The sequence below is a fragment of the Rhodococcus sp. IEGM 1406 genome, assembly GCF_030056745.1.
Classification (GTDB): domain Bacteria; phylum Actinomycetota; class Actinomycetes; order Mycobacteriales; family Mycobacteriaceae; genus Rhodococcus_F; species Rhodococcus_F erythropolis.
The window spans coordinates 658,253-677,909 of record NZ_JASHKO010000004.1 but is presented as its reverse complement, the minus strand read 5'-3'; the positions used below and the strand labels follow the sequence as shown (position 1 = coordinate 677,909).

General features: G+C 65.3%; 14 protein-coding genes and 1 tRNA gene. 9 read left to right on the top strand and 6 right to left on the bottom strand.

Translation table 11 applies throughout. The annotated features are described in order from the left end of the window. Positions 1-7: 7 nt before the first annotated feature. Both QM596_RS21925 and QM596_RS21920 read right to left on the bottom strand, forming a co-directional pair. Positions 8-655, bottom strand: coding sequence for an isochorismatase family protein (locus QM596_RS21925; RefSeq protein ID WP_021333460.1), 648 nt, complete (start codon positions 653-655; stop codon positions 8-10). Next, positions 652-1,992 carry a nicotinate phosphoribosyltransferase gene (locus QM596_RS21920; RefSeq protein ID WP_021344775.1) on the bottom strand — a complete coding sequence of 447 codons (1,341 nt, stop codon included), beginning with the start codon at positions 1,990-1,992 and terminating at the stop codon, positions 652-654. Before QM596_RS21920 ends, QM596_RS21925 begins: the two co-directional genes overlap by 4 nt. Positions 1,993-2,113: 121 nt before the next feature. Here QM596_RS21920 and clpS point away from each other — a divergent pair, with 121 nt between their 5' ends. From clpS to rdgB, 7 genes are all read left to right on the top strand, one after another. Beyond that, positions 2,114-2,425, top strand: coding sequence for an ATP-dependent Clp protease adapter ClpS (clpS, locus tag QM596_RS21915; RefSeq protein WP_029255695.1), 312 nt, complete (start codon positions 2,114-2,116; stop codon positions 2,423-2,425). A gap of 57 nt (positions 2,426-2,482) precedes the next feature. Next, the gene (gene aosR / locus QM596_RS21910) at positions 2,483-3,073 is read left to right on the top strand and encodes an oxidative stress transcriptional regulator AosR (protein ID WP_003945318.1); all 591 of its coding nucleotides are present in this window, start codon (positions 2,483-2,485) and stop codon (positions 3,071-3,073) included. Next, positions 3,070-4,137, top strand: a complete 1,068-nt coding sequence (locus QM596_RS21905; protein WP_020970034.1) for a P1 family peptidase — start codon at positions 3,070-3,072, stop codon at positions 4,135-4,137. Before aosR ends, QM596_RS21905 begins: the two co-directional genes overlap by 4 nt. A gap of 92 nt (positions 4,138-4,229) precedes the next feature. Next, on the top strand, positions 4,230-4,889 hold the full coding sequence (locus QM596_RS21900) for a rhomboid family intramembrane serine protease (protein ID WP_283309922.1): 660 nt from the start codon (positions 4,230-4,232) through the stop codon (positions 4,887-4,889). A 97-nt stretch (positions 4,890-4,986) separates the two neighbouring features. Then, a complete protein-coding gene (locus tag QM596_RS21895; RefSeq protein ID WP_007733274.1) occupies positions 4,987-5,745 on the top strand; it encodes a cyclic nucleotide-degrading phosphodiesterase in 759 nt (252 codons plus the stop codon). 52 nt (positions 5,746-5,797) lie between these two features. Then, the gene (gene rph, locus QM596_RS21890; RefSeq protein WP_003945332.1) at positions 5,798-6,583 is read left to right on the top strand and encodes a ribonuclease PH; all 786 of its coding nucleotides are present in this window, start codon (positions 5,798-5,800) and stop codon (positions 6,581-6,583) included. Between the two features lie 3 nt (positions 6,584-6,586). Further along, complete coding sequence (gene rdgB / locus QM596_RS21885; RefSeq protein WP_019749148.1) at positions 6,587-7,195, top strand: RdgB/HAM1 family non-canonical purine NTP pyrophosphatase; 609 nt, start codon at positions 6,587-6,589, stop codon at positions 7,193-7,195. Between the two features lie 61 nt (positions 7,196-7,256). Here the strand turns inward: rdgB and QM596_RS21880 are convergent, their stop codons facing one another. After that, a complete protein-coding gene (locus tag QM596_RS21880) occupies positions 7,257-7,637 on the bottom strand; it encodes a DUF3817 domain-containing protein (RefSeq protein WP_003945334.1) in 381 nt (126 codons plus the stop codon). After that, positions 7,634-8,041, bottom strand: coding sequence for a hypothetical protein (locus tag QM596_RS21875; RefSeq protein ID WP_021333455.1), 408 nt, complete (start codon positions 8,039-8,041; stop codon positions 7,634-7,636). The genes QM596_RS21880 and QM596_RS21875 overlap by 4 nt, the downstream gene beginning before the upstream one ends. Before the next feature lie 232 nt (positions 8,042-8,273). Between QM596_RS21875 and QM596_RS21870 the strand changes: the two genes are divergently transcribed. Beyond that, positions 8,274-8,993 (top strand): aspartate/glutamate racemase family protein, encoded by a 720-nt coding sequence (locus tag QM596_RS21870; protein ID WP_019749146.1) that lies wholly within the window; start codon positions 8,274-8,276, stop codon positions 8,991-8,993. A gap of 58 nt (positions 8,994-9,051) precedes the next feature. Here the strand turns inward: QM596_RS21870 and QM596_RS21865 are convergent. Beyond that, positions 9,052-9,133, bottom strand: a tRNA-Leu gene (locus QM596_RS21865). 73 nt (positions 9,134-9,206) lie between these two features. Then, positions 9,207-9,923 (bottom strand): DUF8548 family protein, encoded by a 717-nt coding sequence (locus QM596_RS21860; protein WP_283309920.1) that lies wholly within the window; start codon positions 9,921-9,923, stop codon positions 9,207-9,209. A gap of 419 nt (positions 9,924-10,342) precedes the next feature. On the opposite strand from QM596_RS21860, the gene QM596_RS21855 reads away from it, so the two are divergent. Beyond that, positions 10,343-19,654 (top strand): type I polyketide synthase, encoded by a 9,312-nt coding sequence (locus QM596_RS21855; RefSeq protein WP_283309919.1) that lies wholly within the window; start codon positions 10,343-10,345, stop codon positions 19,652-19,654. Positions 19,655-19,657: the final 3 nt, after the last annotated feature.

The following is a 19,657-nucleotide window of genomic DNA, read 5'->3' as shown; positions in this document are numbered from 1 at the left end:
ACGAAGGTTAATGGATCCCTACGTCAGAAACGTCCACGGATGATTCCCGGGGTAGTTCCCCGGCATTCGAGTCTTCTTCCGACGACGCCTCGTCTCGCCCGATCAGCTGCACTCCCGCCTCCTGCATCTGTACCAATGCCGACTCGATCGTGGCAGTCGACACACCTGCGGTGAAGGGGAGAAGGACCGTCGTGGCGAATCCCGCGCGCGCCGCGTCGATGGCCGTGGCCTTGACACAGTGATCTGTGGCAATGCCGATCACGTCGACGTCGGTGATCTTGTGGGCGCGGAGCCAGTCCTCGAGCGTCGTGCCGTCCTCGGCTGCTCCTTCGAAACCGGAATAGGCCGCGCTGTAGGCGCCCTTGGAGAAGATCGCCGAACCGGCGACGGAAGCGTCGAACGCCGGGTGGAACTCGGCGCCGGCCGTCCCGACGACGCAGTGAATCGGCCAACTGTCGACGAAGTCTGGGGTCTCGGAGAAATGCGCCCCAGGATCGATGTGGAAATCGCGAGTCGCGACTACGGCGTCGTACTCGTGGGAGTTGACGAAATCGTTGACGGCCGCCGCAACCGCAGCGCCGCCGTCGACCGCGAGAGCGCCACCTTCACAGAAATCGTTCTGAACGTCGACGACGATCAGTGCTTTAGCACTCACTGGTGCTCACCTCCGGAGAATCGAACGGGCACAGCCGAGTCTCCGCGCGAGAGCTTGAGTCCTTCCCACGGCAGGCTCACGAGCCCGGCCTTCAGAACTGCGCGGCTCTCTTCGAGCGTCGGTGCGCTCTCGACGACCTTGCCTTCGCGAACCAACGGGATCAGCAGTTCGGTCGCGCCGTCCGCCTCGGAAACCGGAGCGGGCGAGCCGGCAGGGTAGATGACTTCTTCGACGATCGTTCCGGTCGGGCGAACCACGCGCAGTGCTTTCTTGGCGCCGCCGCGAGATGCCTTGTTGGTACTTCTCTTCTCGACCGCGATTCCGTCGACCTCGACCAGCTTGTAAACCATGCCTGCCGTGGGCGCGCCCGATCCGGTGACCAGTGAAGTACCCACGCCGTACGAGTCGACGGGTTCGGCGCGCAGAGCCGCGATCGCGTACTCGTCCAGGTCGCCGGAGACGACGATGCGTGTCTTGGTAGCACCGAGATCGTCGAGTTGTTGGCGTACCTGACGAGCAAGAACGCCGAGATCGCCGGAGTCGATGCGAACCCCACCCAGCTCGGGACCGGCAACGGCGACAGCCGTTTTCACACCCTCGGTGATGTCGTAGGTATCGACGAGCAACGTGGTGGATACGCCGAGTGCCGCGACCTGACCGCGGAATGCCGCTGCCTCGTCCGGACCGTCTTCGGTGGTGTGCAGGAGAGTGAAGGCGTGCGCACTGGTACCTGCGCTGGGTACGTCGTGACGCCGCGCGGCTTCGAGGTTGGAGGTGGCGTCGAAGCCGGCGAGATACGCGGCACGTGAAGCGGCGACGGCGGCCTGTTCGTGTGTACGACGCGAGCCCATCTCGATCATCCGTCGACCGCCCGCTGCGCTCACCATGCGGGCTGCGGCCGAAGCGATCGCGCTGTCGTGGTTGAGGATCGAGAGAATCAAGGTTTCGAGGATGACGCACTCGGCGAACGTTCCGCGGACCGAGAGGATCGGTGAGCCGGGGAAGTAGAAGTCGCCCTCGCGGTAGCCGTCGATGTCACCGGAGAATCGATAGTTGCGCAGCCACTCGACGGTCGTGTCGTCGAGGAATCTCGCAACGATCGCCAGTTCCGGTTCACCGAACCGGAACTGCTCGAGTGCGTCGAGAAGGCGTTCGGTACCGGCGACGACGCCGTAGCGACGACCGTCTGGCAGCCGCCGTGCGAATACCTCGAAACTGCAGTTGCGGAAGGCAGATCCGTCGGCGAGAGCCGCCGAGAGCATGGTCAGTTCGTACTGATCGGTGAGCAGTGCGGTGCTGGCACCGGCGTCGCGGATGTCGGAAATTTGCGTAGGCACGCACACAACTCTATGCGCGAGACGACGTGGGTGGGTGTTGTCGCCTCTCGTCGCGCCGTACCCTGGATACATGGTTTTCGGCGGCGCGACCGTGTCCGGCACTTACTCGGCGAACGTAACGATGAGAGGCGCTACGGCTTCTTCTCCTCAAGCCACGCCCGAGCAGTCGGAGGCTGTTGCGACCATCGAAGCCGCAGATCGGCCCTGGGTGACCATCGTCTGGGACGACCCGGTCAATCTCATGCATTACGTGACTTACGTGTTCCAGAAGTTGTTCGGTTACAGCAAAGCCAAGGCCACCGACCTGATGATGCAGGTCCATTCGGAGGGCAAGGCCGTGGTCTCGAGCGGTTCGCGCGACAAGATGGAGGCCGATGTTCGTCGCCTCCACGCTGCCGGTCTATGGGCCACGATGCAACGCGACGACACCTGAGAAAAGCACTTTTTCGACCGATTTGTTCGCCTAAACTCGTAGACGGGAGTCCGACGCGTGCGGACGTGGAGTAGGAAGAGTTCACTCGGCGGAGTGAAGTTCAAGTCCGAGATGGACGGCCACGAGGCGGCGGTTCTGCGCTCGCTCGTGGAGTCGGTGACCGGGCTTCTCGACGAGCGCGCGTCTTCGGCGCCGCAAGACGAGCTCGCTGCCCTGACGGGCCTTCGTACCGGAAACTCGGAGACGCCCGACAATCCGGTGTTGGCGCGTTTGCTTCCCGACTTCCAGCGCACCGATCCGGACAAGGTCGCTCCGGACAGTGACGATCTCGACGACGCCGGCGCCAATGTCAACGGCGCGCTGCGTAGTTTGCACGAACCCGAGATCATCGACGCCAAGCGTGAGTCCGCTCGCATGTTGTTGGCTTCGCTTCCGGAGGCCGGCGGCAAGGTCGTTCTCACGCAGGAACAGGCCGATGCGTGGCTGTCCTCGCTCAACGACGTCCGTCTCGCGCTCGGAACCAATCTCGGCATCGACGCCGACACCCCGGAGAGCCTCGAACCCGACGACCCGCGCGCCCCGCATCTCGACGTCTATCACTGGTTGACGTGGATGCAGGACTCCCTCGTCCAGGCGCTCATGCCATGACCACGACGCGGACCGGGCCCACTGATTCACTGACAGATGTCGCCGGCCTCGCTGTCGGTCATCACCACAAGCTCGACGAGGGAGCCACTCTCGGAAGCGGCGCAGCCACCGGCTGCACGGTCGTGCTCGCGTCGGCCGGTGTGGTTGCCGGAGTCGACGTCCGCGGCGGCGGTCCGGGTACCCGCGAGACCGACCTACTCGACCCGAGCCATTCGGTCCAGCAGGTCAATGCCGTGCTGTTGACCGGCGGTAGTGCCTACGGACTTGCCGCGGCCGATGGAGTGATGCGCTGGCTCGAGGAACACGATCGCGGGATCGCGATGGGTGCTCCTGGTCAGGTGGTACCGATCGTGCCCGGCGCCGTGATCTTCGATCTGCCGGTGGGGGACTGGACCGTTCGTCCGACCGGAGACTTCGGATTCCTCGCTGCCGACACCGCTTCGCGCGAATTCGCCACGGGCACGGTCGGCGCCGGGGTAGGTGCCAGAGCCGGAGCGCTCAAGGGTGGGGTGGGAACGGCCAGCGTCGTGATCGCCGACGGCCCGGCCGAGGGTACGACGGTCTCCGCGTTGATCGTGGCGAACCCGGTGGGTTCGGTCTTCGATCCGAGAACAGGCTTGCCGTGGGGCGTCGGCTCGGACGGGGCGGAGTCGTTCGGGCTCAGGCTTCCCGACGCGTCCGAACTCGCGGCGGCCAACGCCGTTGCAGCCAAGGGAACAGTCCTCAACACCACGATCGGTGTGGTCGCCACTGACGCCGCCTTGACAAAAGCCGGGTGCCGACGCGTCGCCGTCGCAGGGCATGACGGTCTGGCTCGTGCGATTCGGCCCGCGCATTCGCCACTCGACGGCGACACGATCTTTGCGCTCGCCACCGGCGATCACACTCCGAATTCGGAGATCGCAGTTCCGGCCGCTTTCCCGAACGATCTGCCGATACTCGACGCGGTGTGTGCCGCCTCGGCGCAGGTTGTCGAACGTGCGATCGTCACAGCGATTCTCGACGCCACGTCAGTAGCCGGAATCCCGAGCTACCGCGAGCTCTTTCCGTCGGCATTTCTCTAGGCAGCACTCCTGGAATCGGCGGTAATCTCGAATTGAGCCTGGTCGCGAGTGACCGAATCAGAAAACCGGATCGACCGTGGAGGACGCACACGATGACGATGGATTTCAACAATCCGGACTTCGGCACCCGGACGCCGGCACCGAAATCCGGTCCGCCCTCGGTGTGGAAGCAGTCGGCCGTGTTGGTGGGCGGCTTCGCGATCCTGCTCTACGTGATCGAGATCGTGGATGTCATCTCCGGTCAGAACGCCCAGAACGCCGGCGTCACCCCGCGCACGCTCGACGGCCTGTGGGGAATCCTGTTCGCCCCGGTCCTGCACGACGACTGGGCTCACCTGATTGCCAACACCATTCCGGTCCTGATCCTCGGGTTCCTCGTGCTGGTGTCGGGAATTGCGCGCGGACTCGCGGCGACCGGCATCATCTGGGTGATCGGCGGTGTCGGGACCTGGTTGTTCGCCGGCTCGAACTCGAACCACGTCGGTGCGTCCGTGCTGATCTTCGGCTGGGTCACCTACTTGCTGGTGCGCGGGTTCTTCACGCGGAGCTTCACACAGATCCTGATCGGCGTTGCCGTCTTCGTCGTGTACGGCGGAGTGCTGTGGGGCGTTCTCCCGAGCGATCCACGGGTTTCCTGGCAAGGACATCTGTTCGGAGCGATCGGCGGCGTGGTGGCCGCCTGGGCGCTGACGTCGGGGGAGAGGGCCAAGCGCGCAGGGTCGGCGCCGGCCGTCCGACCACCGAGTTTCTGAACGGACGTGGGTCACACCCTCGCTGCGGTGTGACTTCGACGCGCCAAAACCACCAAGAGCTTTTTTCCAGACGGGTAGACGTGGCAGCATGACCGGTATGCGCATGACCGTCCTGGGGTGTTCCGGCAGCGTCACGGGTCCGGATTCACCGGCTTCGGGATACCTGCTCACGGCACCGGGAACTCCGCCGCTCGTGATCGACTTCGGCCCGGGAGTTCTTGGGGCGTTGCAGCGATACGCCGATCCGGGCGAGGTGACGATCCTGCTTTCGCACCTTCATGCGGACCACTGTCTCGACATGCCCGGCCTGCTCGTCTGGCGTCGCTATCACCCCAACCCACCGGTCGGGCGGGCTCTGGTTTACGGCCCCACCGACACGGCCTGCCGCATCGGAGTGTCCTCCGCCGAGTGCGCCGGCGAGATGGATGACATCTCCGACACCATCGACGTCCGGCTCTGGGCCGAGAACGAGCCGGTGACGTTCGGAGAACTGAGCGTCGTCGCCCGTCGGATGAATCATCCTCCCGAGGCTTACGGTTTCCGGATCACCGGCGCCGACGGCCGCGTGCTCGTCTACACCGGTGACACGGGTATGTGTGACAACGTCGTCGAACTCGCCCGTGGAGCGGACGTGTTGCTCTCCGAAGCTTCGTGGACCGACAGTCCGGATCGCCCCGAGGGAGTTCACCTCTCCGGTAAGGAAGCCGGCCGTGTGGCTGCCCTCGCCGGCGTCAAGGAACTTCTCCTCACGCACATCCCGCCGTGGACCTCCCGCGAAGACGTGATCGCCGAAGCGAAATCCGAATTCTCCGGACCAGTCCATGCCGTCTCCGCCGGAAGCGTCTACGACATCTGATTCCCCTCACATTCGATGCAGTGCCGACCGGGCGACCGCTAGGCTCACGAAGGTGACTACACGAGAAGACGGTAGGGCGGACGACGAGCTCCGCACGGTCAAGATCACCCGCGGGTTCACCAGTCATCCGGCCGGATCCGTTCTGGTCGAGTTCGGGAACACTCGCGTCATGTGCACGGCCAGCGTCGAAGAGGGTGTACCCCGCTGGCGCAAGGGCTCCGGCTTGGGTTGGCTGACAGCCGAATACGCGATGCTTCCCGCCGCCACGCACACACGCAGTGGCCGCGAATCGGTCAAGGGCAAGGTCGGCGGCCGTACGCAGGAGATCAGTCGACTCATCGGCCGATCACTTCGGGCCTGCATCGATCTCGCCGCGATCGGCGAGAACACCATCGCCCTGGACTGTGATGTCCTCCAGGCCGACGGCGGCACCCGCACCGCGGCAGTGACGGGGGCGTACGTGGCCCTGGTCGACGCCGTGACGTACCTGCGCGCCGCCGACCTGCTCTCCGACCCTCAGCCCATCTCGTGTGGCATAGCGGCCGTCAGCGTCGGCGTCGTGGACGGACGAGTGCGCCTCGATCTTCCGTACGAAGAGGATTCGCGCGCCGAGGTCGACATGAATGTCGTGGCCACCGATACCGGCACGCTGGTGGAAATCCAGGGAACCGGTGAGGGCGCCACGTTCCCACGCTCGACGCTGGACAAGCTGCTCGACTCCGCTCTGGCTGGTTGTGAGCAACTTTTCGAGATCCAGCGTCAAGCGTTGGCCGAGCCGTATCCCGGGGTGCTACCCGAACCGAAGAATCCGGAACCCAAAAAGAAGTTCGGTGCCTGAGCTGTGAGCGTACGAGTACTGGTTGCCAGCCGAAATGCCAAGAAACTGAAGGAACTTCACCGGGTGCTCGACGCCGCTGGAGTGAACGGAATCGAACTGGTCGGGCTCGACGAGGTGCCGCCGTTCCCCGAGGCCCCCGAGACCGGGGCGACGTTCGAGGAGAATGCACTCGCCAAGGCGCGTGACGGCGCGGCGGCAACCGGAATGCCTTGCATCGCAGATGATTCCGGTGTCGAGATCGATGCACTCAACGGTATGCCCGGCGTGCTGTCCGCGCGATGGTCGGGCACTCACGGAAACGACGGTGCCAACACGGCGCTTGTCCTGGCTCAGCTGGGAGACGTGCCAGACGAGCGGCGCGGCGCGGCATTCGTCTCCGCCTGTGCACTGGTGATCCCCGGCGGCGACGAGACTGTCGTGCGCGGCGAATGGCGCGGGGTGATCGGCCGAGAACCAGCCGGCGACGGGGGCTTCGGATACGACCCCATCTTCCGTCCGGACGGCGACACCCGCTCTGCCGCAGAACTCACCCCGGCCGAGAAGGATGCGGCGTCACATCGAGGGCGCGCGCTCGTGCAGCTCGTTCCGGCGCTGGCGGCACTGGCCGGCTGAACCGAATCCGAAAAGTAGAGCCCTGAACGCGTCGCGTTCAGGGCTCTACTTTTCGAAACTCTCAGAGCTGATAAGCCTGCTTCACCTGGGCGGTTCGCTTGTGCTCGAACACGAACGACAGGAACGGGATCGTGCCGGCGAGCGCGGTGGCAACCGTCGTACCGGGCTTCCACCGGGCCTTGATCGCCAAGTCGATCGTGAACACGAGATAGAGCATGTAGAACAGGCCGTGGATCTGACCGATGTAGAACAACCACGACGGTGCGTCCGCCGAATTGTCGAGAATCAGGTACTTGTAGACCATCTCACCGGTCAGGAACAGCAGCCAGAGGCCGGTGATCCAGGCGAGAACGCGGTATCGGACGAGCGCCGACGCAACCTTCTTCTGCTTTTCTGCGTTGACTGCGGGGGTAGCGATGCTCGCTTCCGAACCGGTACTCACGTCGTGCTCCTATCGGACTCGCGAGCGGCGAGCTGCGCAAGGTAGTCGTTGTATTCCAGCATTTGGCGGGCTTCAGGGTCGTCGACGTCGAGGTTCACATCGTCGAACTCGGCCTGCGGGCGTTGCGGCAAGAGGTCGGCGGGAATCTCACGCGGCTCCGCGGCGGCTTCCTCGGCTTCGGCCTCTTCGGGGTCCACGTCTTCGAGCTGAACGAACTTGCGATACGCGTACACGACAAACGCCGCGAACAGCGGCCACTGGAACGCGTACCCGAGATTCTGTCCCGAACCTCCGACGGCTTCGAAGCGCTCCCACTGCCACCAGCCGAGCGCGAGGCAGCCGGCAGCTGACACGATGACCAGCAGAATCAGCGCAGGTCGGCGTTTAGTAGCGTTCTTGGACACACTAAGACGGTACCTGAGAGCTATAGTGCCTCGCCCTGCGATCTCCGACACGGTGTCGTAGAAGCCGTGCCACGGCGTGTCGTAGAAGCCGTTCCACGGCGTGTCGTATAGGCCGTGCCACAGCGCCTGTGCGCTATGCCCATCCTCACCCGCAACGCCAGGCACTGAACACATTTTCCCAGCTGTGCTGCATCGATAACCTCGGGCGTATCCGAAAGCAGGGGAGTGTTTCATGCACATCAGAGTGATTCGCCCGGTCATCGACACCACACTGACTCCGGCGGTGACAGACGAGGTGGAGCACTGGGCGGCGCCCGGCACGACGGTCGATGTCGTGTCACTGCTCTCTGGCACGGCGAGCATCGAGTCCGAGTACGACGAGGCACTGGCCGGCCCCGGGATCGTGCAGCGGGTCGAAGAGGCGGCAGTCGACGGCGTCGACGGTGTATTCATCACGTGTTTCGCCGATCCCGGAGTGCATGCCGCCCGAGAGATCATCGACGCACCGGTGGTCGGCGGCTTCGAGCCGTCATTTCTGACAGCGATGAGTCTGGGCGATCGCGTCGGTGTCGTGACCATCCTGCCGAACGTCGTGCCGATGCTCCGATCGCTCACTCGGCGGTATGGGCTCGATAGTCGGCTGGGCAGTATTCGAGTCGTGGACATGCCGGTGCTGGGCCTCACCGATCGGGAGGAACTGATTGATCGACTGGCCGCTCAGGCGTCTGCGGCAGTGCAGAACGGCGAGGCCGATTCCGTCGTTCTCGGTTGCACCGGGATGCTCGGTGTGACCAGTGCAGTCCGAGACAGGCTGCATGGCAAAGGGATTCACGTTCCGGTTGTGGATCCGACGGCGTCGGCGATCACGTGGTTGGAGAGCTCGGTCCGTCTGGGGCTGACGCCGAGCCGGACGACGTACATGACCCCGCCGGTCAAGGCTCGAAAGCGCTGAGCCTGATCTAGAACCGAAAAAGCCCCGCCGGATCTGATCCGGCGGGGCTTTTTCGTTGTGCGCGAGGGGGGACTTGAACCCCCACGTCCTGAGACACTGGAACCTAAATCCAGCGCGTCTGCCAATTCCGCCACTCGCGCGCGGAATTCAAAGGATACGCGAGTGGAATCGCTCGCGGGCACACCACCCTGGTCGGGATGCGCCCGCCCGCTCTCAGGCCGTTTCGGCGAGTGGATCCGCTGCGGGCGGCGTGGTGGATTTCTTCGACCGGCGCGGTTGCTCGGCCGTGCGTTGATACCGCCACGCAGCGTGGGTGAGTGTTGGAACATCGACATCGAGATGTTCGGCAACCGCAACTAGCAACTCGGCTGCGTCGGTGCTCGACAACAATTCCTCGCTACTGCTTGCTTCGGTGGCGAACCGTGCAAGTAGATCTATCGAAGTTACCGTCAACTTCCCGGACAGGAACACCAGCGTCTCGAAGGTCCTGGGGCCCAGGCCTGGAACGGAGACGACTGCCGAACGGAGGCCTTCGGTGTCCTCGACGTCGGCACCGCACCGGCAACCGGCGTCGGCGAGCGCTTTGGCCGCACGAGCCGCACCCTCGGCTTTGGTGAAGTAGTTGCCCGGCACGCGCTGGCGATTGCCGAGAATCGTTGCGAGCTCGTCGCCACGGTCGGTGAAGGCGGCGAGAGCGGACAAGCTGTCGAGGTGTTCGCCTGCGGCTACCGAGCGGTGTGTGCGCCAACGGTCGAGGACGGCGCGGACTCCGGTCTTCGGTGTTCCGTAGGCGGCGCGCGACGAGAAGATCGCATCGAGAAGGGCGGCTTCGGACTCGCGCGGCCATCCCTGATTCCAATGCGGCCACGCCTCGCGCGGAAGCTCGGCGCCGATGAATTCGGCCGCTCTGACTACGTCTGTGTCTTTCATGATTTCTCCCCCTGAGAAGTCGTCCGGTGTGGACGCGCTGAACGTAGCGAGGGGGTCCGACAGATGGTGGCCCGGAACGCACGGGATCGACCGTCCGTCAAGGAGGTCACGAATTGGTAACAATAAATATGAGGGGTTCCTCAGGTTTCTGAAAATCCCGGTAACAGTCCCAGGCAGGGCGTTCGCGACCTACTCGCGAGTCACTTTCTCGAAGTCTCGTGAGGAAGATCACGGCCTCGAAAGTCCAGATTTCCAGGGTGCCGACAAACGTGAGGAAATCCTCATGATTCTGTGTAAACCTTGTCTTGCACGAACGCCCTGACTCCGTCGATTCTCTCGACGAATTCGCGAGCACTTCAGCCGGGCAGCACACCGCAAATCCCACCTCGCCGCAGAGGTGACCAGGAGAGGACGTACGCGTGACGATCGATGACACGACACCTACAGGAAACGGACGCGACTCGAAGGGTGGACGCCGTTTCGGCGTCGATGGGGGACAGTCCCGCACGACCAGCAAAGGTGCCCTCGTCGATTCGCTGAACAACGGCGTTTCCTACGCAATCGCTTTCGGTGGACAGGGCGCTCCCTGGCTCACCTCACTCGAGGAGCTCAGCCGTGACAACGGCCTGGAGCCCGTTCTGACCGATCTGGTCAATGACGCAGCCGCACGCCTCGCGCCCGTCGCACAGGATCTCCTCGTGGTTCGCCCGGTCGGATTCGATCCGATCGCGTGGATGCTCGAAGCCGAGATCGTCGACGAAGAAGAAGGTGAGAAGTCGGCCGGGCCTTCCGCTGCCGCGCTCACCGCAGCTCCGGTGTCACTCCCCGGCGTCTTCCTCACGCAGCTTGCGGCGTTGCGTGCACTCTCCGCTCAGGGTCTGGATGTAGCCGGTAACCCGCCTGCTGCCGTCATCGGCCACTCGCAGGGCCTGCTGGCCACCGCTGCCGTAGCCGCGCAGGGCAACGACGACGGTGAACTCCTCGCCGTCGCACAGCTCGTCGGTGCTGCTGCCAGCCTGGTCGGCCGTCGCCGCGGCGTCATCGCCGGCGCCTCCGCGAAGCCGATGGTTGCGGTCTCGGGCGTCGATCCCGAGCGTCTCGCCGCCATCGTCGCCGAGCTTGCCGAGGGTGTTGCCCCCGAACGCGCGGCTGTCCTCGCCATTCGCAACGGCCGTCGCCGCGTCGTTCTCGCCGGACCGCCCGCTCAGCTGGCACGCGTGCAAGAGCGTTGCGAGCAGATCGAAGCCGAAGAAGCTCGCGAGCGAGAGGGCAAGAAGCGTGGCGGTTCCGTCTTCGCTCCGTCCTTCGATCCGCTCGACACCGAAATCGGCTTCCATCACCCAGCATTGGCCGAGGCCGTCGAACTTGTCGGCAGCTGGGCAACCCGTTGCGGTCTCGATGCCGACCGTGCGCGTGAACTTGCACAGGGTGTCCTCGTCGATCCGGTCGACTGGGTGGAGGCTGTCGACGGCGCAATCTCCGCCGGCGCCAAGTGGATTCTCGATCTCGGGCCCAGCGATCAGCTGACCCGTATGACGTCCTCTTCGCTGCGTGGGCAGGGCATCGGCATCATCGCCGCCGCCACCCGCGGCGGACACCGCAATCTGCTCACCCCCGGTGCTGCGCCTGAGGTCTCACGTTCGTGGAGCGAATTCGCGCCGAAGCCTGTTTCGCTTCCCGGTGGCCGCATCGGCGTCGAGACGGCGTTCACGAAGCTGACCGGTCGTTCACCCATCCTGCTCGCAGGCATGACGCCGACGACGGTCGACGCCAAGATCGTTGCCGCGGCAGCCAATGCCGGTCACTGGGCTGAGCTCGCCGGTGGCGGACAGGTCACCGAGGAAATCTTCGAAGACCGTGTCGCAGAGCTGAAGATGCTGCTCGAGCCGGGCCGCGCGGTCCAGTTCAACTCCCTGTTCCTCGACCCGTACCTGTGGAAGCTGCAGCTCGGTGGCAAGCGCCTGGTGCAGCGTGCCCGTACTGCCGGCGCTCCCATCGACGGCGTCATCGTCACCGCCGGTATCCCGGAACTCGAAGAGGCCGTTGCCCTCATCGACGAGCTGTCCGAGATCGGCATCACCAACATCGCGTTCAAGCCCGGCACCGTGGCGCAGATCCGCTCCGTGATCCGCATCGCCAACGAGGTTCCGAACTTCCCGGTCATCGTCCACATCGAAGGCGGCCGCGCCGGCGGACACCACTCGTGGGAAGACCTCGACGACCTGCTCCTCGACACGTACGCCGAGCTGCGTACACGTCCGAACTTGGTCATCTGCGTCGGCGGCGGTATCGGAACACCCGAGCGCGCAGCCGATTACCTCACCGGTCGCTGGTCTGCCGCAGCCGGTTTCCCGGCCATGCCCGTCGACGGCATCCTGGTCGGCACGGCAGCCATGGCGACTCTAGAGGCCACCACCTCTCCTGAGGTCAAGCAGCTCCTCGTCGACACGCCCGGTACACCGGATTGGGTCGGTGCCGGTACCGCCGAAGGCGGAATGGCCTCTGGCCGTAGCCAGCTCGGTGCCGACATTCACGAGATCGACAACGCGGCTTCGCGCACCGGACGCCTCCTCGACGAGGTTGCCGGCGATTCCGAGGCAGTGGCAGAGCGCCGCGACGAGATCATCGCCGCCCTCGACGTCACCGCCAAGCCGTACTTCGGCGACGTCGAGACCATGACGTACGCACAGTGGCTGCGCCGCTACCTCGAGCTGACCGTCGGTATCGACGCGGCGAAGGAATTCGATTGCGGCGCAGATCTTCAGGACGCCATCGTCGAGGCGACCTCGAGCCCGTGGCTCGACATCACCTGGCGTGCTCGCTTCGGCGAGATGCTCCAGCGCACCGAGGCGCGTCTGCACCCGGTCGACCGTGGCCCGATCCCCACACTGTTCGGCGACGCCGAGACTCTCGAGCGCCCCGAGGCTGCGATCTGCGCACTGCAGGCGTCGTACCCGGACTACTCGACGACGGTTCTGCATCCCGCAGACGTCTCGTTCTTCACCTCGTTGTGCAAGACGCCGGGCAAGCCGGTCAACTTCGTTCCCGTCGTCGACGGCGACGTCCGCCGTTGGTGGCGCAGCGACTCCCTGTGGCAGGCACACGATCCCCGCTACACCGCCGATCAGGTTTGTGTCATCCCCGGCACCGTTGCCGTCGCCGGCATCACCCGTGTCGACGAGCCGGTCGGTGACCTGCTCGATCGCTTCGAGAAGGCGACCTACGACGAATTGGTTGCTGCCGGAACCGCTCCGGTTGCACTCGCGAGCCGCCGCCACCAGGATTCCGCACCCGGACTTCTCGACGCCGTCCTCTCGGCTCCCGACCTCCAGTGGGCAGGACGCCTGACCCAGAACCCCGTCCGTCGCCTCGGTGACCTCGACGAGTGGAACGCAGAGTCTGCCGACAAGGCAGTTCACGGCACCACGGGTTCCAGCTTGACCGTCGTCGATTCCTCGCACGTGCTGCTCTCGGTTCCGTTGGTGGCAGACAAGTCGGTCGACATCACGATCACCATCCCCGCGTCCGTCGTGGACGGCGGCGCTCCGGTTGTCACCGAGGCCGACGCCGAAGGTGCGATGTCCGCGCTCCTGGCAGTTGCTGCCGGACAAGAACTTCCGACAGTCAAGAACGGAAAGGCTCGCCTCAACGTCGCGTGGGTTCCCGATCGCATCGCCGATCACGCCGGTGTCACCGGTTCCGGTCTGCCCGCCACGCTCAGTGTCAGCAGCAAGGCTGTTCCGGACGTCGTCGTCGGAGCATGCTGGCCTGCAGTGTTCGCAGTCCTCGGCGCAGCCAAGCTCGACAGTCTTTCTGTCATCGAAGGCATGCTCGACCTGGTCCACCTCGACCACACCGTCGACTTCGTCGGTGAACTTCCCTCCGAGACAAGCATTCTCGTGGTCAATGCCGAGGTCGCCTCGGTTCTCGACACCGACCTCGGTCGCGTCGTCGAGGTCAAGGTCGAGGTCGGTGCCATGCTCGGCGAGGGCCTCGACGCCCCCGCAGTCGTCACCATGACCGAGCGTTTCGCGATCCGCGGACGCACCGGCGCTGGCGAACTCGCCGACCCGGCTCGCGCCGGTGGATCGATCAGCGATGCGGCTGTCGACACCTCGCGTCGTCGTCGCCGTGACGCGAAGATCCTCGCGCCGGTCAGCATGGGTGCGTTCGCTCAGGTTTCCGGTGACCACAACCCGATTCACACCTCCGACAACGCCGCTCTGCTGGCCGGCCTCGGAACCCCGATCGTGCACGGCATGTGGCTCTCCGCCGCAGCGCAACAGGTAGTCACCGCAGTCGACCCGGCCGAGACCCGCGTCCCGCCGCGCCGCCTGACCGCCTGGACCGCCCGCTTCCTCGGGATGGTTCGCCCCGGCGCCGAGATCGACGTCCGCGTCGACCGTGTCGGCATCGACCAGGGCGCAGAAATCGTCGAGGTCGGCTGCCGCATCGACGGCGAACTGGTGATGGTCGCCACCGGCCGCACTGCCGCACCGAAGACCGTCTACGCCTTCCCCGGCCAGGGCATCCAGCGCCCGGGCATGGGCCTCGACGCTCGTGCACGCTCCAAGGCCGCCCGCGACGTCTGGGAGCGTGCGGACAAGCACACCCGCAAGGCGCTCGGATTCTCGATTCTCGCTGTCGTGCGCGACAACCCGGTGACCGTCAAGGCGCGCGGTGTCGAGCACAAGCATCCTGACGGTGTCCTGCACCTGACTCAGTTCACCCAGGTGGCCATGGCCGTTCTCGGTGTTGCCCAGGTTGCCGAGCTGCGCGAATCCGGAACCTTCATCGAGGATTCCCTTCTGGCCGGTCACTCGGTCGGTGAGTACAACGCACTCGCTGCTGTCGCCGAGGTCTTCCCGCTCGAAGCACTTCTCGAGGTCGTCTTCCAGCGTGGCTCCGCCATGCACCAGCTCGTTCCCCGTGACGAAGCCGGACGCTCCGACTACCGCATGGCCGCTATTCGCCCGTCGCAGATCGGTGTTTCCGACGACGACGTGCAGGGCTTCGTCGCCGGTGTCGCCGAGACCTCCGGTGAGTTCCTCGAAATCGTCAACCTGAACCTGCGCGGCAGCCAGTACGCCATCGCCGGTTCGGTAGCCGGTCTCGACGCACTCGAGGTCGAAATCGATCGTCGCCGAGCAGAATTCGGTGGCAAGCGGGCATACATCCAGGTTCCCGGCATCGACGTGCCGTTCCACTCCACCGTCCTTCGTGGCGGCGTGGCGGACTTCCGCGTGTGCCTGCAGGACTTGCTCCCGCACGACATCGATCCGGACATCCTGATCGGCCGCTACATCCCGAACCTGGTTCCGAAGCCGTTCTCGCTGCGTCGTGACTTCGTTCAGGAAATCGCCGACCTGGTGCCGTCCGAGCCGCTGCAGGAAGTCCTTGCAGACTTCGACAGCTACGCAACGCGCACTCACGAGTTGTCCCGCATCATCCTGATCGAGCTGCTCGCTTGGCAGTTCGCCAGCCCGGTCCGTTGGATCGAGACGCAGGACCTGCTCTTCGGTGACGAGTCCGAAGGTGGACTCGGGGTCGAACGCTTCGTCGAGATCGGTCTCGGCGCTGCCCCGACCGTTGCAAACCTCGCGTCGCAGACCCTCAAGCTGCCGGGCCGCTTCGGCTACCCGGTCGAGGTTCTCAACGTCGAGCGCGAAGCTGCGATCGTCTACGGCACCGACGTCGACCCCGCCGTCGATGACGACGACGAGATCGAAGCGCCTGCCGCGCAGGCTGCATCGGTTGCCGCGGCCGCTGCTCCGGTTGCAGCTGCTGCGCCGGCTGCACCCTCGGGTGGACCGCGTCCGGACGACCTCACCTTCAAGGCGCCCGACGCCACGAAGGTCCTGATCAGCCTGTGGACCAAGCTCCGTCCCGATCAGGTCGGCCCCGCCGACACGATCGAGGCACTGTGCGACGGCGTCTCCTCGCGTCGTAACCAGCTTCTGGTCGACCTCGGCTCCGAGCTGTCCCTCGGCGCCATCGACGGTGCCGCGGATGCCGACATGGGCTCCTTGGGAGCAACCGTCGACAAGCTCGCCCGTACGTACAAGCCGTTCGGACCGGTGCTCTCCGATTCGATCAACGATCACCTGCGCAAGGTCTTCGGCCCCTCGGGCAAGCGTCCCGGCTACATCGCCGACCGCGTCAAGAAGGTCTGGGAACTGGGCGACGGCTGGGCGCACCACGTCACCGCAGCAGTGGCTCTCGGCACCCGTGACGGCGCCAGCATCCGCGGCGGCGACCTCGGTGGCCTGAGCTCCGGCGCACTGGCCGACGCCGCAGCGGTCGACGCAGTCATCGACAGCGCAGTTGCCTCGGTCGGCTCTGCACGCGGAGTCAGTGTCTCGTTGCCGGCTACCGGCGGCGGAAGCGGCGGAACCGTCGACGCAGCCGCCCTGGGTGAGTTCACCGAGAACATCACCGGGCGCAACGGCGTTCTGGCCTCGGCTGCACGCCTGGTGCTCGAGCAGCTCGGACTGAACGAAGAAGCGGCAGTCGCGACGGTCGAGGACACCGAACTGGTCGACCTGGTCTCGGCTGAACTCGGCTCCGACTGGCCGCGTCTGGTTGCTCCGGCATTCGACGCACAGAAAGCCGTGCTGCTCGACGACCGTTGGGCAAGTGCGCGTGAGGATCTCGCTCGTATTTGGCTCGGTGACACCGCGTTGTCGGTCGAGAACTTCATCGGTGCCGGTTCCACCGTCGCCGCACAGGCCAAGTGGTGGGCCACCCGTGCAACCGACGAGGGCCGCACGGCGCTCGCCGAGGTCTACACCCGCATCGTTGATGCAGCCGTGACGACAGAATCCGACGCACCCGAGTGGGCAGGCGAGGTCGCAGTAGTGACCGGCGCCAGCAAGGGTTCCATCGCGGCAGCGGTCACGGGCAAGCTCCTTGCCGGTGGCGCAACGGTATTCGTGACCACCTCACGACTCGACGGTCAGCGTTTGGGCTTCTACCGCGACCTGTACCGCGAGAACGCTCGCGCCGGTGCCGCCCTCTGGGTGGTTCCCGCGAACATGGCGTCGTACACCGACGTCGACGCACTGATCGACTGGATCGGCAACGAGGCCACCGAGAATGCAGGCGGCGCAAAGAAGCTCATCAAGCCGGCCATGACGCCGACGATGCTCTTCCCGTTCGCAGCTCCGCGTGTCGGCGGCGAACTCTCCGACGCCGGCGCTCGCGCCGAAATGGAAATGCGCGTGCTGCTCTGGTCGGTGGAGCGCCTCATCGGCGGTCTGTCGAAGATCGGTTACGACAGCGATGTCGACACGCACCTGCACGTAGTGCTGCCCGGTTCGCCGAACCGCGGAACGTTCGGCGGCGACGGTGCATACGGTGAGGCCAAGGCTTCGCTGATCGCCGTGGTCAACCGCTGGAAGGCCGAGCGCAACTGGGCCGAGCGGGTCACGTTGGCACACGCGGTCATCGGTTGGGTTCGCGGAACCGGACTCATGGGTCACAACGATCCGATCGTCGACGCGGTCGAAGCTGCGGGCGTCCGCACCTGGTCCACCCAGGAGATGGCGACCCAACTGCTGAAGACGGCAACCCGCGAGTCGCGGCGCGCTGCAGCAGAGGCTCCGCTCGAGGTCGACTTGACCGGCGGACTGTCCGAGGCCAACCTGGATCTGGGTGCTTTGGCCAAGGAAGCTGCCGAGGTTGCCGAGATCGCCGAGGCTGTCGACGAAGCAGTGGACGAGTCCAGCATCCTGGCGCTGCCCACGCCGGCTCGCATCGACGACTCGGTCAAGGCTCCGAGCTGGCCCGAACTGGACGTCACCCCCGCGGACCTCGTGGTCATCGTGGGTGCCGGAGAGCTCGGACCCTACGGTTCCTCGCGTACCCGCTTCGAGATGGAGGTCGACGAGCAGCTCTCTGCCGCAGGCGTTCTCGAATTGGCGTGGAACACCGGACTCATCGTCTGGGAGAACGACCCCAAGCCGGGCTGGTACGACGTCGAATCCGGTGACCTGGTACCCGAGGCGGAAATCGCCGACAAGTACCACGACGCAGTCGTCGAGCGTTGCGGCATCCGTCGCTACGTCGACGAGGGCGCGATGATCGACAACACCGCTCCGCTGCTCACCTCCGTGTTCCTGGACAAGGATCTGAGCTTCGTGGTCGGCAGTGAGGCAGAGGCTCAGGCCTTCGTCGAATCCGATCCGGAGAACACGACGGCGACGGTTTCCGCCGAGTCCGGAGACTGGACAGTCACTCGCCGCGCAGGCACCGAGATCCGCGTCCCGCGCAAGATGAAGCTGACTCGCAGTGTCGGCGGCCAGATCCCGACCAACTTCGACGTCACCAAGTGGGGCATCCCCGCCGACATGGCAGATTCGGTCGACCGCGTCGGACTCTGGAACATCGTCGCAACGGTGGACGCCTTCCTCACCGGCGGCTTCACTCCGAGCGAACTGCTTCGCTGGGTACACCCGAGCCTGGTCGCCAACACGCAGGGCACCGGCATGGGCGGCATGACCTCCATGCGGAGCCTGTACATCGACACGCTGCTCGGCGAGAACCGTCCGAACGACATCCTGCAGGAAGCGCTGCCGAACGTCATTGCAGCGCACGTCGTTCAGTCGTACGTCGGCGGTTACGGCGCGATGGTTCACCCCGTCGCCGCCTGCGCCACGGCAGCGGTATCCGTCGAAGAAGGCGTCGACAAGATCCGACTCGGCAAGGCGCAGTTGGTTGTTGCCGGTGGGTTCGACGATCTGAGCACGGAAGGCATCATCGGCTTCGGCGACATGTCCGCCACTGCGAAGACCGAGGACATGCACGCCAAGGGCATCGAGGATCGCCGCTTCTCGCGGGCCAACGATCGTCGCCGCGGCGGATTCGTCGAGTCGGCCGGTGGCGGAACGATTCTCCTCGCTCGCGGTGACCTGGCACTCGAGATGGGCTTGCCCGTCCTCGGTGTGGTCGCTTGGGCCGGATCGTTCGCCGACGGTGTCCACACCTCGATCCCGGCACCGGGACTCGGAGCACTGGGCGCCGGACGTGGGGGAGCGGATTCGCAGCTCGCACTCTCGCTCAACGCTCTCGGCGTGAGCGCCGACGACATCGCCGTGATCTCCAAGCACGACACCTCCACTGCCGCCAACGATCCCAACGAGGCAGAGCTGCACGAGCGCCTCGCCGGGGCATTGGGACGCAGTGAAGGTGCGCCGATGTTCGTGGTCTCGCAGAAGAGCCTGACCGGTCACGCCAAGGGTGGTGCCGCAGCCTTCCAGCTGATCGGGCTCTGCCAGGTACTGAGCCAGGGCATCGTCCCGCCGAACCGCAGCCTCGACTGCGTCGACGAGAAGATGGCCGAGTTCGAGCACCTCGTGTGGGCACGTCAGCCGCTCAAGTTCGGTGATCAGCTTCCGCTGCGTGCCGGCCTGCTGACCAGCCTCGGCTTCGGTCACGTCTCCGGCCTGATCGCAGTCGTGCACCCGCAGGCATTCGTCGAGTCGGTTCCGGCCGACAAGCGCGCCGACTATGTTGCTGCGGCGCAGCAGCGGACGATCGACGGTCAGCGCCGCCTCGCCAAGGCGATGTGCGGTGGCGACAGCCTTTACGAGCGCCCGGCGGATCGTCGCCTCGGTGCCGACGGAACGCCGGCCAAGGCGTCGCGTCAGCTCGAAGCGGACATGCTGCTGAGCGAGGACGCACGACTCGGCGCAGATCTGGTGTACCGCTCGAATCTGCCCGGCTGCAAGTAATAA

Bases quoted from the DNA above. Each gene is read 5' to 3' on its own strand.
- clpS (WP_029255695.1), top strand. From the start codon at position 2,114: ATGAGAGGCGCTACGGCTTCTTCTCCTCAAGCCACGCCCGAGCAGTCG.
- QM596_RS21905 (WP_020970034.1), top strand. From the start codon at position 3,070: ATGACCACGACGCGGACCGGGCCCACTGATTCACTGACAGATGTCGCC.
- QM596_RS21900 (WP_283309922.1), top strand. From the start codon at position 4,230: ATGACGATGGATTTCAACAATCCGGACTTCGGCACCCGGACGCCGGCA.
- QM596_RS21895 (WP_007733274.1), top strand. From the start codon at position 4,987: ATGCGCATGACCGTCCTGGGGTGTTCCGGCAGCGTCACGGGTCCGGAT.
- QM596_RS21870 (WP_019749146.1), top strand. From the start codon at position 8,274: ATGCACATCAGAGTGATTCGCCCGGTCATCGACACCACACTGACTCCG.
- QM596_RS21860 (WP_283309920.1), bottom strand. From the start codon at position 9,923: ATGAAAGACACAGACGTAGTCAGAGCGGCCGAATTCATCGGCGCCGAG.